The sequence below is a fragment of the Roseivirga seohaensis subsp. aquiponti genome (assembly GCF_001267955.1).
In the GTDB taxonomy this organism is placed as follows: Bacteria; Bacteroidota; Bacteroidia; order Cytophagales; family Cyclobacteriaceae; genus Roseivirga; species Roseivirga seohaensis.
On the sequence record NZ_JSVA01000021.1, the window covers coordinates 1 to 15,555 of the forward strand.

The window sequence follows — 15,555 nt, forward strand, 5'->3', positions numbered from 1 at the left end:
GGATAGAGTTTAAGTTCATCCAGCTCCCCACTAATCCTCGTTTATAACGAGGATTTAGCAACGAAGCTTACAATATAAACTTCAGGCTTAAAACTGATGTCCTATGTGTTTCTGAAAAGACCTTTACGGAGTGACAGGAAGCCAAACAGAGCCACTGAAAATAAACTGAATAGCAGAAGCGTCTAACTAAATCATGATACAAACATCATCTCCGAACAGACAGACTCTCACGGTTGAGTTTTTCAAACATCAACCTCAGAGTGACGGTATGTTGTAGGGTTCCCCACTAATCCTCGTTTATAACGAGGATTTAGCACCGAAGCTTACATTAAACTTTAAACCTTAAACTGTTTATCAAATTAACCTTCACTGCATACCATTTTTTTAAATGGATTGGTTTTACGGTTTTTATAGCCATGAACACTTACCGCAATTATCAGGATAACCACCCAGAAAACGGATGTCCATTGCAATAATGGTATTTCATTCCAATGCCGGACGGCAATGGCGGTAATGGCCCATGCGCCCACCAAAGCAAACTCACGCATATTTCTGGTGTAAATCATAAAAAGATTTAGAAGCCCAGCAATACTTATCATTATCACTGTCCATTGCTCGGCAGAAAAAAACACTTCCCATTCTATCTTACCCAAATAGGCCGAAATATTGGCGATGGTTGCTACGGCTATCCAGCCACTATAAGCGCAAATCGGCCACCAAACCGTTGCTATTACCTTTAAAGGTGCATCCCATCGTTCCATGTTCAACCTTAGAATAATCTGAATTAGTGAAAACAGAATTACAAGCATTACGATTACGCTGATCCCCGTTTGTTCATTCAGCCAAAACCACAACCAAGCAGCGTTCCCTAGATTGGCAATAATTAACCAAGGTCCTATTTGAAGAATACTTTCACTGTGACCCGCATTTGAAAAGGCCAATTGGACTTGATTCACTCCTAATACAATCAAACCAATGAAAATGACACCCCAAATAGAAAACGCATAGCCTGCCGGAGTAAAAAGATTGAAGTACTCACTACTTAGTTCACCAACGGTTTTACCATTTATGCCTCCGGTATTACTCCAATAATTCCAAAAAATTACCGCAAGTATTACCAGCAGGTTGAGTACAGCATATAGTTTTTTCATCACAAGTATTTATCAGTTGTATCGGGTTAACACATAATATGGCGCTTGTGTTTAAAGCGATAATAAACTTGATGACTTGCCCTTATATTGTTCTGGTTGTTTCAGCTTTGGTCATACCGTGAGTGGCGGTTTTGTCTATGCTTTTTCTTTTTATTCTAAGTAGAAGAATAAAGACAGAAACAGCTCATTAGGCTTCTCGATTTTTAAATAATTATAATCAATATGCTTTGATTATAATTTTCTAGCACTGATATTCAAAACGCAATCATTGATCTGCTCATTACTTGAGTATTTAAACTATAAAACGAATATGAAATTCTCGCTTTCCCTACTCCTATTAATCATTTCGATTTCCGCAACCGCTCAAACTTGGGCTGTAACTCAAAAGGGCGATACCATATACATTTATGACGATGGTACATGGAGCTTTGACAGGGACGACAGGCCTCAAGAAACAGGTATTCTAGATTATCTCAAAACATCGTTTAAATATGATACTCTTTCAACCCCTTATTCTGTTTCACCAAATGCTAAGAAAAACATAGCGAGCAAATACGGTTTTTTTGAAGTGTTTTACGATGAAAATGTTTGGAGAAGAGTGCCACCTGCCCAGCTTAATGATGAAGCAGAATTCGCTTTTATGGGAAAAGACAATGACATTTATGTAGCTATTCTATCTGAAGAGATAGAAATTGGACTTGATAATATTTATAAGATTGCCAAAAACAATATTGAAGAAAACCTAAATACAGAGGTGGACATTCTTAAATCAGAAATAAGAAACGTAAATGGTTCTGATTTAATACGAGGAGTAATGAGCTTCGATTTGAACGGGTTAGACTTAGTTTTTGATTCTTATTACTACTCTGATGAAAGAGGAACCGTTCAGTTTACTACATGGACAGCCACCAATTTGCACGAAAAGTATGAAACCAAAATTCTCGAGTTATTAAATGGAATTGTAATTAAGAAGAAATAGAGTCACTTTTTAGATTGCTTTGGGGGAAATCTCCCCAACCCCTTACCTTATTATAAAGCAGCTCGCCTTTTCTGATTTCTAAGGGAGAATCTATGTTATTATAATAGAGTTGGCCTGTACCTAAACCTTGTGGTAAGGTGGGTTGGTACTGAGCAGTAAATTGCGCAATGGCATTTAAACCAATATTCGCTTCAAGCATAGAGGTCATCCACCAGCCAATATTGAGGCTTTCAGCTATTTCAATCCATTCTTGGCAGGAAAGAATACCACCCAATAAAGCGGGTTTTAAAATGATAAACTGGGGTTGAAAGCGTTCTAAAAGTGCCTTTTTATCTTCTTTGGCATTTACACCAATCAGCTCTTCATCTAAAGCAATAGCCAAAGGACTTTCCTCACAAAGCCTTTTCATGAGTTCATATTGATGAGGCTTTACGGGTTGTTCTATTGAATGGATTTCCAAAGCAGCCAATTCCTCCAACTTATGCATCGCATCAGCCTCGGTGAAAGCACCATTGGCATCTACTCTTAATGTTATGTCATTGGCGGAATACTGTTCTCTAATACCTTCCAATAAAGCCAATTCAGTAGCAAAGTCGATCGCTCCTATTTTTAATTTGATGGTATTGTACCCTTCCTTCAGCTTTTCATCAATTTGCCTTTGCATAAAGGACTTCTCTCCCATCCAAATCAAACCATTGATTGGAATTCGGGCTTTGCCTTGCGTAAATGGAGTATCAAAAATTATTCGTTTGCCTCCGTTATGTAGATCGAGCAAGGCAGTTTCTAAACCAAAACGGACAGAGGGTTTTTCAATTGGGGTGTTAGCTGCTATGAACTCAAGGAGGTCTTCAGTTTCTTCTGGAAAGTCTAATGCTGAAAGCTTATTTAACAAAGTTTGAAGTTCGGTTTCGTAGTTAGGGCTATAGTCTATGCTCAAGCCTTTAAGCGGACTGGCTTCTCCCCAACCAACGCAGTCAGGATTTCCCTTTTTCCAAACCTTGATTAACCAAGTTTCCTTTTCCGTAAATGAACCCCGGCTGGTGCCAGCTTCGAAACGAAATTTTAAAAGGTGCGGAATAACTTCAAACTGTAAACGCATTACTTTCCTAATAAGCGTTTGACGTACTTTCCTATAATATCGAATTCAAGGTTTACCTTGTCCCCCGCCTTCAATTGGTGGAAACAAGTATGTTCGTAGGTATATGGAATAATGGCTACTCTAAAACTTCCTTCTTCAGAATTGAAACAGGTCAAACTTGTGCCATTCACACAGATAGAGCCTTTTTCTACGGTAACATTCCCTAAACTAGAGTCATATTCAAAGTCGAAAAGCCAACTTCCATCCTGTTCCTGCACTTGGGTAACTGTACCAATTTGATCCACATGACCTTGCACCACATGCCCATCAAAACGGCCATTAGCTACCATACAGCGCTCTAAATTGACTACAGTTCCTGTTTGCCAGCTGGCCAAGTTTGTCTTTTGAAGTGTTTCATCAATGGCGGTTACCACATGAATACCATCCTTCACTTCTACTACGGTAAGGCAAACACCATTGTGCGCTACACTCTGGTCAATTTTTAGCTCAGCACTCAAGTTACTTCTCACAGAAAAGTGAACGTTCGTGCCTTCTCTTTCTACTTTCGTAATCTCGCCTGTGGTTTCTATAATTCCTGTAAACATTGCTTACTATTCTATTTTACACCTAGCTCTGGATATTTGCCTGTTTTAGTGCGGTAAAATGCCTTCATCTTTTCAATATCTTCTTCTACATTTCCCGAAGGATAAATGGTTGGGCCAATGCCTGCTATTTTATGCTTGTAATCTAAAAAGCCCAAAACGATTGGTACTCCACCTTTAATTGCGGTATAGTAAAAACCGGTTCTCCATTCGGGAACATATTTTCTGGTTCCTTCTGGTGTTACCATAACCGCCAGTTCTTCTCGGCTTTGAAATAAGGCCGCCATGGCATCTACTGTACTCTGTCTTTTTTCACCCGGCTTTTTAGGAGAGCGGTCTATTGGAATTGCCCCCATACTCTTCAGCATCCAACCCAAGGGACCTACCATAAATTCCTTTTTAATAGTGTAATTTAGAGGGACTTCTAAGAGATAGAAAGCTGCTCTAGCATATACAAAATCCCAATTGCTAGTATGAGGTGCTGCCGTAATTACCACTTTCTTTACTCCTTCAGGAAATTCCCCTTCAAGCTTCCAACCCGTAATCCAAAACAAAAACCTAGAGAATAATTTCATCATGAGGCAGTAGTTGAAGTTTGTGTTTTGGCTTTGGTTAAGAGTTTAATTACAGCAGGGTCGTCTTGATGAGTATCAAAATAGTGGTGAGCCGATTCGTAGCCAATTTTATAAATCTCGTGCGCTTTCTTCATATCGAAAGTAGAGTATTTTCTTAATGAAGTGGGTTCAATTAGAATATCACAATGCTCTTTGCTTGCGGACACATTGGCGTTTATACCTACCATTGAAATTCTTTCAATCATACGCTTTGGTCCTCCCAACTCATTTTCGCGAATGACTGGCGCTACGCTCACTCCAATCACGATATCACAAGTGGAACGTAGAACCTCAGCAGGCAAATTATTTACAATTCCTCCATCTACATAGGCTTCATCACCAATTCTTACCGGATCGAAAATAAAGGGAATACAGCTCGATGCCATCATGGCTTTTACCAACGGGCCTGTTGAAAACACATGTTTTCTTCCTTCATTTAAGTTTGTAGCAATAATTTGCAAAGGAATTTGAGCATTATCGAAGGTATCTTCTTTAAAGAATTTCTTAAAAACATCTTCACTTTTGCTCATGTTAATCAGGCCAGAAAGACTAAAAGCAGGCCAGATAATTTTAAAAAGATTAGTTTTAGAAATCAATTCCAAAGCCTCTGTAGGCTTATAACCATGGGCATAAAAAGCGCCAGCAATAGAGCCCGCACTGGTACCTGAAACTGCATTAATCTCTATATCAAGTTCATCTAAGGCCTGTAAAACACCAAAGTGGGCAAATCCTCGAGCACCTCCGCCCGATAAAGCTATTCCTGTTTTCATTTTATAATACTTCTGACAATGGAAAAGTGCGATCTAATCTTACTCCTTTTTCCGTGTTTTTGACAGTACAACACTCGTTCACTGAATCGTGTTCAAGAAAAAGGATGTATTCGTTATCTGCCGCTTCCTTCAAGAATTTTTCCTTTTCTGAAAGGGTGAGCAACGGACGCGTATCATAACCCATAACATAAGGTAATGGAATATGGCCAGTAGAAGGTAGCAAATCAGCCATAAAAACAATGGTTTTGTCTTTATACTTGATTTTAGGAATCATCTGCTTGTCGGTATGGCCATCGGCAAAGAAAATATCGAACTGAGAAAAGGGAGATTTTCCATCCAAAGGAACCTGATTTAAATGTCCGCTTTCTTGAATAGGCAAAATGTTTTCTTTTAGAAATGAAGCTTTTTCACGTGCATTAGGTTCGGTAGCCCATTTCCAATGATCGGCATTGCTCCAATATTTTGCATTGGGGAAATGTAGTTGAAGTTTATCTTTATTATCTCCCACATAATCAACTCCACCACCGCAGTGATCGAAGTGTAAATGGGTTTGAAACATGTCTGTCACATCATTGGGTGAAAAGCCAGCTTTCTTTAATGAGCTGTCTAAACTGGCATCTCCGTGTAAATAATAATGACTGAAGAACTTTGCGTCTTGTTTGTTGCCAATACCATTGTCAATTAAAATCAGCTGATTTCCATCTTCAATTAAAAGGCAACGCATGGCCCAAGTGCACATATTATTTTCGTCTGCTTCGTTGGTTCTTGTCCAAAGCGATTTGGGCACAACACCAAACATGGCACCACCGTCAAGTTTAAAAAAGCCTGTATCTATAACGTGTAATTTCATAAGCAATGGATTTCAATACATTCAGATTATTCCTGAACTTGAGATTTACTGCAAGGTCGCTTAATTCAAATATTTGCCCAAATGGAATTATGAATTTAAGGTCGCTCCGCTGGAGCTTATCAACTCAACTTCTCAATCAGTTTATCCATAAACTCCATACCCTGGGCCAGTTGGTCTTTATGAATAAATTCGTTGGCACGGTGAGCCTGAGCAATATCGCCAGGGCCACAGATTACGGCCTGAAAACCACCTTCTGCAAACTGGCCTGCTTCCGCAGCGTAAGACACGGCATCCAGTTTGGGGTTTCTCACCAAATCTTTTACCAAAGCCACAATCTCTTGATCATCAGCAGTATTTAAACCCGGCACCGCAGGATGAACATTACTGGTGGAGATTTTAAAATTAGGGTGAATTTTCTTTAACTCAGCTTCTCGCTGCCTACAATAAAGATCAAATTCCGCTTTAATTTCTTGAGGGGTTTCTGATGGAATGGTGCGCACATCCCAGCTGAATTTACATTCTTGGGCAATTACATTAGGTGCAATTCCTCCGTTGACCATTCCAATATGAATTGAAGTGTGATTGGGTGTAAATCTATCATCGGTTTTTCCCGCTTCAATCAGTGAATTCATTTTGTTTTCGAGCCAAAGGATTAAACGCATGGCTTCGTGAATGGCGCTTACTTCTTGCTTAATTCGGCTACTATGGCCTTCAGAACCGCTCACGGTAGTTTCAAAAATACAGATGCCTTTTTGCCCAGTTACTGGTCGCATCATGGTAGGTTCCCCAATTATGGCAAACTTCGGTTTTACTTTATAATGGGTATTGATGGCTTTTACCAAATCGGGAGCGCCTAAACAGCCTATTTCTTCATCGTATGAAAAGGCAAAGTAAATTGGTGTCTTTAAATCGGCCTTGAGCATGGCAGGTAAAGCAGCCAAACAGCAAGCCACAAAGCCCTTCATATCGCATGAACCACGGCTGTATAACTTACCATCTTCTTTGTCGGTAAGTACCCAAGGATCGGTATCCCAAGCTTGACCTTTTACAGGCACAACATCCATATGTCCAGAGAGAATCACACCACCTTCCGCTTCTGGACCAATACGGCAATGGAGATTGGCTTTAGTTCCGTCTTCATTTGGCACACGGTGATGTTCTATCCCATGTTTATCGAGGTACTCTTCAATCCAACTTAAAATAGAAAGATTACTTTCGCCCCCTAATACTGGGAATGAAACGAGTTTGGTTAGTATTTCTTCTACGGTCATAATTTGGTCATTGGTCAATAGTTATTGGTCATGGGTCATGGGTATGAGCTTCTCAATACCTAATACTTACCCTATACCTTAAAAAGGCCCCCAGTCGATGCTCACACTGAAGAGCAAAAATAGCCATGAAACCACCAGAATTACACCCACAACAGGCATAATAAATCGGAGCCAGCGGTCGAAGGAAATTCGGCACATGGCGAGCATGGCAATTAAACCACCCAAGGTGGGGTTGAAAAGGTTGGTCACTCCATCTCCTATCTGAAAAGCGAGAATAGTGGTTTGACGAGTTAAGCCTAAAACATCCCCCAGCGGAATCATAATCGGTAATGTAGCCAAAGCTTGGCCACTTCCCGAAGGAATTAAGAAGTTGATGCCGCACTGCGCCAAAGACATGGAGACAGCGGAAGCATAAGTTGGTAAGTCGCGAAGCGTTTCAGCCAAATTGAAAGCGATGGTATCGGAGATATTGCCCATTTCCATGGCTACCTTAATGGAAGTCGCTAAACCCACCATAAAAGCCCCTGGAGCGACTACGGCTACGGAAGATAAAACGATCTCTCCTATATCTGTTCCCGACATTCGCGCAGCAAGGGCAGCCACGATGGAGATAATAATGAACATGGCGCTGATTTCGGTAAGGTACCAACCATGGGTGAATACGCCATAAAGCATCACCACCAAACCTCCCACAAAAATGAAAAGCATTAACCAATCTTTGCCTTTCATTCCATAAGTATCCAATGGTTTAGAAAGTTGAAAACCCTTAGTGTCCAGCCCAATGGAAAGGCTCTTTTCTGGGTTCTTCAATATTTTTCTGAAGTAACGAACATTGACATAAGCCAAAGCGCTAAGCGCTACAAAGCAAAGCACTGAACGCAAGAGCCACCCCGAAAACATGGGCATTTCGGCCAAAGAGTGGCCTGTACCAACGGTGTACGGATTGACGGGCGAAAGTCCAAAACCCACAGTGACACCACCAACGGCAATTCCCGCAGCCAACATTAAATCTCCACCTAAAGCCAAACTGGCAATGGCCGCAATGGGAATCATGGCGATGTTATTTTCATAGCCTACAAAAACACCGAGAGCACCAAAAAGGTAAGTCATAATTACGACCAGCAGCATTCTTCTTTCGAAGCCCATTTTCTTAACGAAGGTACCAACTGCGTTTTCAATCATTCCTGTTTTTTCCAACACCCCGAACATGATCCCGCTGGAAAGCACAACAAAAATGATAAGAATGGCAGAAGAGAAGCCTCCTGGAATGGCCCTGAACATGTCTAGAAAAGACAAAGGCGTTGGGTCGATTTGATGGTAAGAGCCCGGTTCTACCATTTGGCGACCATCTACTTCTACTCTATCGTATGCTCCGGCTGGAATAAAGTGGCTTAATAAAGTAATGAGGATCAGAATACAGAAGAGCATCACAACTGGATGCGGGATACTCGAATACCATTTCTTCTTTTCCATAGGCTATTTTGGTAGAAGCTAGCTTAAACCTGAATTATGGATTAGGCTTTCTATTCCATAGATAAATCACTTCAAAAGAGTCACTTAACATAAATTTATTGATTCACCATAGCGGTGCTATGCCTCTTCAATATAAGCAACTCTTTCTTTGAGCTTTATCTCTTCATTACGAAACCTAATACATAAATCAGGTTAAAAAAAAGAACCCTCCAAAAATTCGAAGCTTTTGGAGGGTTCACTTAAAAGGTTGGTGTTTATTTCAATTCTTCTAAAGCTTTCTTAATTGCGTTGTATTCTGCTTTAAGCTCTTCTAAACGTTCGTAAACATCTTGTCCTGGCGCTTGGTCTGCTCTGCTTAACATACCATTTAGGTAGCCTAATTGGCTTTGAAGCATTCCCTGCATGTATGTGCCAGGAGGGGTTACTATTCTATAGTATAAAGCATCTAAAGTATCTTTCTTCTTTTGATCCTTTTTACTGATTTTCTCCTTGTTCAATGAGTTATCTAAAGCTTCCCTAGCCTCGGTAACACTGATTAACAAACGAGTAACATCCTCTGAAAAATCCTGAAGTAGTAAGGCTACTCTTTCTTGTTCCTTCACATCAGCATCGGTTACCAAAGTAGCTCTTGGGTCTAAACTCAAAGTAAACTTCTCTGTTAACACCTTATCGCCTACTTTTAATTTTACAGTAAACTCACCTGTTGACACCATTGGACCAAAACCCTGATAAGATCTTCTTGGGTTGGCATCCCAGCCTCCTGCATTACGCATGTTCCAAGAAAAACGATTCAGACCTTTGTCTTTGCTCAAACCAGAAGATGGAGGAGGCATAGAGAAACCTGTTGCCATATCTACTTCAAGGTTTTCTACTGGAGCCGGTCTACCACTGGTAAACGACTTCACGATTCGCCCTTCTTCGTTAATAATATCCAATTGAACTTCTTCATCAGTGTCGTTCAAGTAGTAATCAATTGCTACTGCCGAATTTGGATATTGAGGAACACCTCTTCCACCACGATACCTAAATCTGTAAGTATCTTTCGGTTTGAAGAGGAAGGCATCAGCCTTAACAGCAGCCTCCATATTATAAAGGCTAGTGATGTTATCTAAAATCCAGAAGCCCCTACCCATGGTAGACATGGCGATGTCGTTCTTATAAATCTTAAGGTCTGTAATTGGTGTAACAGGAAGGTTGTTTTGGAATGTCACCCAATCCTTTCCATCGTTCATAGACATAAACAAACCGAACTCTGTACCTGCGAAAAGAAGGCCTTCTTTGGCCGGATCTTCTCTTACTACTCTTACTGGATAATCATTAGGAATACCTTTGGTGATTAGCTCCCAAGTTTTACCATAATCTTCTGTTTTGTAGATATATGGTCTGTAGTCATCTAACTGATAACGTAATACGGTAACATATGCTTTTGCCGGGTTATGCGGTGAAGGTTCAACCGAATCCACACGACCATCCTTCGGCATGTTTGGTGTTACGTTCGTCCAGTTTTTACCGCCATCGCGTGTTACATGCACAGGGCCATCATTGGCTCCAACCCAAATTAATCCAGGCTGAATCCTTGATTCTTGAATAGAATAAATTGTACTGAAATACTCTTCACCTGTAACGTCTCTTGTTATTGGTCTACCTGCAGAAACTTGCTTAGTTGGATCGAAAGCAGTTAAATCTGGAGAAATAATTTCCCAAGTTTTACCGTTATCTGTCGTTTTATGTAAATACTGAGAACCGTGATAAACTACATCTGGATTATGAGGTGAAACGGTAATTGGCGCTACACGCTGGAACCTAAACTTTAATTTATCGCCATCGTGACCATAAATATTCATGGCACCCACACTGTACTGCATTTCTTGACCTGTACGTTTATCGTACACACCAAAGTTGCCTTTACAGTTTGAATATACCACGTCTGAATTTCCTGGTTTTGGTACTGCCGGTCCAGTTTCGCAACCGCCTAAGTTAAAGATTGGGAAATCGTTTGAACCTGTTGGTAAACTAGGTACAGCCAAAGTAGCGTTATCTTGCTGACCTGCATATAACCAATAAGGCTCTTGATCATCAATATCTACTTGGTAAAGCTCAGCAGTAGGTTGGTTCAATTGTGTGGACCATGTTTTACCATTGTTGATGGTTACGTTTGCGCCACCGTCATTTCCTTGTACCCAAATTGAAGTGTCATTAGGATTGATCCAAATGTCATGATTATCACTGTGAGGAGTTGAAACTCCTCGCCATGTTTTACCTCCATCAGATGACTTAATAAAACGCAATGCACTATTATACACTACATCGGCATTTTTCGGATTGGCATAAATGTTAGTGTAGTAGAATGGTCGATTAGTAAGGTTTGAATTATCGCTTACAAACTCCCAAGATGCACCACGATCATCCGATCTGTAAAGTCCACCTTTGTCATCTCCCGCTTCAATATTTGCATACACTCTATTTGGGTTTGCAGGCGAAACGGCAAAATCAATTTTACCGATAAGACCATTTGGAAGACCGTTGGTTAGTTTCTTCCAAGTTTCACCACCATCAGTAGACTTGTATACTCCGCCTTCCATAGACCCTGAAATGATATCCCAAGGTTTTCTTTCGGCACGCCATGCTCCAGCGTAAATTGTATTCGGGTCGTCTGGTGCAAATTCTAAATCAGAGAAACCAACACTATCAGAGTGATAAAGCACTTTATCCCAGTTCTTACCACCATCTTTAGTTCTAAAAATACCTCGTTCAGTATTTCTTCCAAACGCGTTACCAATAGCGGCTACAAAAACAACATCAGGATTATTGGGGTGAATTTCTACTGCTCCAATTTGGCCTGTTTCTTTCAGTCCAATAAACTCCCATGTTTTACCTGCATCTGTAGATTTATACATTCCTTTACCGGTAATAACGTTTGATCTAAGGCCGTCAGAACCAGTTCCTACATAAATAATATCTGGTTTCTTTTGGTATACCGAAATGGCGCCAATTGAAGGGGTTGAAAAATATCCGTCTGAAATGTTTTCCCATGAATTTCCATAATCATCGGTTTTCCAAACGCCTCCACCTGTAGCTCCCATATAGAACGTAGAGGGTTGTGATTCTACCCCCATAACGGCTGTTACACGGCCACCACGGTTTGGACCTACATTTCTAAATTGAAAGGCATCGAGTTGAGGGTTATCCTGCGCTTGGCCGAAATTAAAAATCAGCAAAAAAAGCGCGGAAAGGGTTAGTAGTCTAGTTTTTCGCATATCCTATAATTCTTGAATGGGAAGATAAGAAACTAAGATTTAGAACCCTTCAAAAATTGGTTGACTGGTAATATGCTTATGGTTACGACATGAAATGAGCTAATTATGCGGTTGAATGCACTGTCAATTAAAGAAAAGGCCAAACTCGGATAATTGACCTTTTCTTCATTCACCAGATTATAATTTCTCTATTTTATTTCTCTAAGCTCAACCTTACAATATGCACCCAGCTATCAGAGAATTTATTTTCTTTTTTCAGTGCCAACATGGCCTCGATTGCTTTATCAAAATCTGAGAAAGCCATAATATAAACATAATCGTAGCCGCGTTTTTTACTCTTGAAAATTCCTGAATTTGGGTAAGTTTCTTTTAAGCTATTTAGATTTTTTGCTGCCAAGGCACTATTGTATGTAAATGAATTCACTACTAAAATATAATCTCCATTCACCTGATTATCATCTACTTCCTCTTTGATTACTGATTCTCCCTCCAATAATTTACGTTCGGCCAAAGCTTTGTCCTTGGCTTCTTGAGCTAAGCGATCCTCTTGCTCTTGTGCTCTATTTTGGGCCTCCAACTGAGCTAATCGCTCTGCTTCCTTTCGTTCATTAGCTTCTGCTTGTAAACGCGCTAAACCTTTGTTTTTTACTGCTGAAAGAATATCTTCAAAAGCTTCATTTGCTTTTATTTCCCTTTCTTTCTTATTCCCTTTTTCTAATGATGATAGGTAAGCAAGCACCACTTCCTGATCTGGAGTGCTGATCAGCTTACGCTCATAAATTTCATCTTTCTGGATCTTATCAATGATGGAAAGCGCCTCGGTTTCTAACTTTAGACTTTTCTCTTTTTTATTCTGAAAGGTGAAATGCAGCCCTATTTCATTAAATCCATCAGAGACAAAAGGAACATCACTTTTACCAAAGTCATAATTATAAGTAAACAACATATTTGACTTTATTTTTACGCCTATTCCTGCTGTAGCTCCGTAGTTTTCTCTATAACCAGTACTAAGCTGAAATTTATCATTCAAATCTAGCTTAGCAGCCAAATCAAAAGTACCACCCAGTACTTCCTTATATCGCCATGTAATAACTGGAGTGAAAACGATTTTATTTATGGAGTTAATTCGAAATGCATACCCTAAAGCCGTCATGTAATCGGCTCTATTATTATCATTTAGTTCTACAAAATCATCGTTTGAAAGGCTTTCATCTATAATATTAAGTGCAGAAAAATGAGCCTGCAATGACCTGTATTGATAAGAGAGCGAAAGGTTTATATTTAAAGCACTACCATTTCTACCCAATAGGTTCTGAATCAATTCATCATTCAAGCTTTCAATACTGATTTTCGATTCATTTAAACGATAAAGAGAAGCCCCTATTTCAGTGCCCACTGAAAGTTGATGAGCTTTCAAATTAAATGCTTTTGAAAAACCTGCGCCTAAATAAGTCTGTTTTAAAAAGCCAAATTCAAAACTATGTACATTGACATTGTAGCCCCATTTATTCTTTAATGGATTGGAAAAACTCAAAGCAAATATTTCAGGAGCTCCTTCTAGCCCCGACCACTGCCCTCTATACAATAAGCTTAGTTGAGGACTATGCGAAAGCACACTTGCTGAAGCATAACCAAGTGAAGGCTGGGTGAAATACTGATTGAACAAAGGGGCCTGTTGTGCGCTAACTAAATTTGCCAGCCCAAATAAACCAAATATTAAAAATGTGATTCTTATTCTATTCATCTTCTTTGGGCTATTTGGTAAGGATTAAAAGCATGCCTCTTATAATGGCCTTTCCGTTAGAAATATTAACCTCGTAGTAATATGTGCCGGATGGTAATAATTGACCTTCAAACTTTCCATCCCAATTATTTTGGTATGACTTGGTACTGAAAACAAGCTTTCCGTTTTGAGCAAATACTTTTACTTCATTTTCAGGATTATCCAGAATATCTTCGATTACCCATACATCATTTACTCCATCACCATTGGGAGTAAAGAAATTCTTAATTCGGGCGGTTGGGCTATCTTTAGTATAATCTCGAATTTCTTCATTCACTACATTATTTACCGCAATCTCAAAGGACTTTCCAAAGGTTAAACCACCCGAATCAATCACTCTTACACGAATTGAAAGCAGTTTATGGGTCTCAAAATTTATGGCTTGAGAAGTATGCAGTTCATTATTAACAATCTTAAAAAAGCTGTTACTATCATCTCCGTTTCCAGTTACTAATTCATAGGTAAAGCTATCACCATTATCCTGGTCTTCGGTAGTAAACAGACCTACCAATATGTCTGTTTCATCACTTTCATCAATCAAAGTATTGCTTAGGCTAATATTAGTAGGTTGCTCATTTAGGTCATTAACAGATATTACAAAGGCCTTTTCAAAGACACCTCCTCTTCCATCATCTGTTTTAATTCTAATATTATAAACAGACTTGGCTTCAAAGTCGAATATCGATGCCGCCCTAAGCTTGTTAAAAGTGATACTGAATTTATCGTTATCTTCTGAACCTATACCTGCTACTAAACTATAGGTCTGAACATCACCAACATCAGCATCGGCTGTATTAAATTGCCCAATTTCAGCTGCTAGTGAATTGTTTTCGTCAATACTTAACCCAGACAATGAAATATCCATTGGCAAACTATTAAAAGAAATATCTACAATGGTTTCAGTAGCGTTGGCATTAGCAGCCAAATCATAAACTGTGTTGGCCGGCAATGTTAATCTTACATCTTGGTTCGACTTGGCCTTAAAGCTGACATTAAAATTGATATTATCCGTAGTACTAAAATCAACCAATTCAGCATTCACCAATTGAAAATCAGCACCAGCAAAGCCCGTCACTTTTTCAGAAAAGGAATATGTAATGGTAAAAGGTTCGAAATTATTCAGTTCAACAGGAATACCTGACATGCTTAGCTCTGGAACGGTCAAATCTGCAATAATGCTGAATCGTGTTGCTGCTACATTCCCATTTCTCGCTACATCTTCAGCAATATTTTCAGGAATATCCACAGTTACGACCCCATCAGTTAATGGACTAATTGAGGTCGTGTAAACTGATGGATTGATTGAGGTAAAATTACTTGCCGTACCATTTGCAACTGAAATATCCCCTATTGCAAAACCAGTTACTGCTTCGCTAAAGGTAAAGATAGCCGTAAATGCTCCATTGATTGGATTAGCTGCGGTGCTTGAAATAAGTACTGTTGGATTGGTCAAGTCAGCAGTAAGGCTAAACTGTGTGGCAGCGGTATTTCCATTTGTAGCGGCATCTTGGGCTACATTGGCTGCAACATCAATGGTTACAGCACCATCCGTAGTTGGGGTAATTAATGCCGTATAAACCATTGCGCTGGTGGCACTGAAGTTAGAAGCCGTACCATTTGCAACCGTAATATCTCCTACTGCAAAACCAGTGACTGCTTCGCTAAAGGTAAAGGTAGTCGTAAAAGTTCCGTTGATTGGATTAGCCGCAGTGCTTGTAATTGCCACA

Annotated in this window: 12 protein-coding genes; 1 reads left to right on the forward strand and 11 read right to left on the reverse strand. The window is 39.7% G+C overall.

Going from position 1 to position 15,555, the window contains the following annotated elements; genetic code table 11:
• Positions 1–359: 359 nt before the first annotated feature.
• Entirely contained in the window at positions 360–1,151 is a 792-nt protein-coding gene (locus OB69_RS16520; RefSeq protein WP_053224866.1) for a hypothetical protein, read from the reverse strand.
• Positions 1,152–1,461: 310 nt separating this feature from the next.
• On the opposite strand from OB69_RS16520, the gene OB69_RS16525 reads away from it, so the two are divergent.
• A complete protein-coding gene (locus OB69_RS16525; RefSeq protein ID WP_053224867.1) occupies positions 1,462–2,130 on the forward strand; it encodes a hypothetical protein in 669 nt (222 codons plus the stop codon).
• On the opposite strand, the gene OB69_RS16530 is transcribed toward OB69_RS16525, so the two are convergent.
• From OB69_RS16530 to OB69_RS16575, 10 genes are all read right to left on the reverse strand, one after another.
• A complete protein-coding gene (locus OB69_RS16530) occupies positions 2,117–3,229 on the reverse strand; it encodes an o-succinylbenzoate synthase (RefSeq protein ID WP_053224868.1) in 1,113 nt (370 codons plus the stop codon). The genes OB69_RS16525 and OB69_RS16530 overlap by 14 nt on opposite strands.
• On the reverse strand, positions 3,229–3,813 hold the full coding sequence (locus OB69_RS16535) for a riboflavin synthase (RefSeq protein WP_053224869.1): 585 nt from the start codon (positions 3,811–3,813) through the stop codon (positions 3,229–3,231). The genes OB69_RS16530 and OB69_RS16535 overlap by 1 nt, the downstream gene beginning before the upstream one ends.
• A gap of 11 nt (positions 3,814–3,824) precedes the next feature.
• Positions 3,825–4,388 (reverse strand): lysophospholipid acyltransferase family protein, encoded by a 564-nt coding sequence (locus OB69_RS16540; RefSeq protein ID WP_053224870.1) that lies wholly within the window; start codon positions 4,386–4,388, stop codon positions 3,825–3,827.
• Positions 4,385–5,194 carry a patatin-like phospholipase family protein gene (locus OB69_RS16545; protein WP_053224871.1) on the reverse strand — a complete coding sequence of 270 codons (810 nt, stop codon included), beginning with the start codon at positions 5,192–5,194 and terminating at the stop codon, positions 4,385–4,387. The genes OB69_RS16540 and OB69_RS16545 overlap by 4 nt, the downstream gene beginning before the upstream one ends.
• 1 nt (position 5,195) lies before the next feature.
• The gene (locus OB69_RS16550; RefSeq protein ID WP_053224872.1) at positions 5,196–6,044 is read right to left on the reverse strand and encodes an MBL fold metallo-hydrolase; all 849 of its coding nucleotides are present in this window, start codon (positions 6,042–6,044) and stop codon (positions 5,196–5,198) included.
• Between the two features lie 119 nt (positions 6,045–6,163).
• Positions 6,164–7,315 (reverse strand): acetylornithine deacetylase, encoded by a 1,152-nt coding sequence (gene argE / locus OB69_RS16555; protein ID WP_053224873.1) that lies wholly within the window; start codon positions 7,313–7,315, stop codon positions 6,164–6,166.
• Between the two features lie 78 nt (positions 7,316–7,393).
• Complete coding sequence (locus OB69_RS16560) at positions 7,394–8,788, reverse strand: YfcC family protein (protein ID WP_053224874.1); 1,395 nt, start codon at positions 8,786–8,788, stop codon at positions 7,394–7,396.
• A gap of 254 nt (positions 8,789–9,042) precedes the next feature.
• A complete protein-coding gene (locus tag OB69_RS16565) occupies positions 9,043–12,045 on the reverse strand; it encodes a WD40/YVTN/BNR-like repeat-containing protein (RefSeq protein WP_053224875.1) in 3,003 nt (1,000 codons plus the stop codon).
• Positions 12,046–12,238: 193 nt separating this feature from the next.
• Complete coding sequence (locus tag OB69_RS16570; RefSeq protein ID WP_053224876.1) at positions 12,239–13,789, reverse strand: PorP/SprF family type IX secretion system membrane protein; 1,551 nt, start codon at positions 13,787–13,789, stop codon at positions 12,239–12,241.
• A 10-nt stretch (positions 13,790–13,799) separates the two neighbouring features.
• The coding region (locus OB69_RS16575; RefSeq protein ID WP_157608614.1) for an Ig-like domain-containing protein at positions 13,800–15,555 on the reverse strand (1,756 nt) is incomplete at its 5' end.

Coding starts and splice junctions, on each gene's coding strand:
- argE (WP_053224873.1), bottom strand. CDS start 7,315: ATGACCGTAGAAGAAATACTAACCAAACTCGTTTCATTCCCAGTATTA.
- OB69_RS16530 (WP_053224868.1), bottom strand. CDS start 3,229: ATGCGTTTACAGTTTGAAGTTATTCCGCACCTTTTAAAATTTCGTTTC.
- OB69_RS16560 (WP_053224874.1), bottom strand. CDS start 8,788: ATGGAAAAGAAGAAATGGTATTCGAGTATCCCGCATCCAGTTGTGATG.
- OB69_RS16535 (WP_053224869.1), bottom strand. CDS start 3,813: ATGTTTACAGGAATTATAGAAACCACAGGCGAGATTACGAAAGTAGAA.
- OB69_RS16545 (WP_053224871.1), bottom strand. CDS start 5,194: ATGAAAACAGGAATAGCTTTATCGGGCGGAGGTGCTCGAGGATTTGCC.
- OB69_RS16525 (WP_053224867.1), top strand. CDS start 1,462: ATGAAATTCTCGCTTTCCCTACTCCTATTAATCATTTCGATTTCCGCA.
- OB69_RS16520 (WP_053224866.1), bottom strand. CDS start 1,151: ATGAAAAAACTATATGCTGTACTCAACCTGCTGGTAATACTTGCGGTA.
- OB69_RS16565 (WP_053224875.1), bottom strand. CDS start 12,045: ATGCGAAAAACTAGACTACTAACCCTTTCCGCGCTTTTTTTGCTGATT.
- OB69_RS16550 (WP_053224872.1), bottom strand. CDS start 6,044: ATGAAATTACACGTTATAGATACAGGCTTTTTTAAACTTGACGGTGGT.
- OB69_RS16540 (WP_053224870.1), bottom strand. CDS start 4,388: ATGATGAAATTATTCTCTAGGTTTTTGTTTTGGATTACGGGTTGGAAG.
- OB69_RS16570 (WP_053224876.1), bottom strand. CDS start 13,789: ATGAATAGAATAAGAATCACATTTTTAATATTTGGTTTATTTGGGCTG.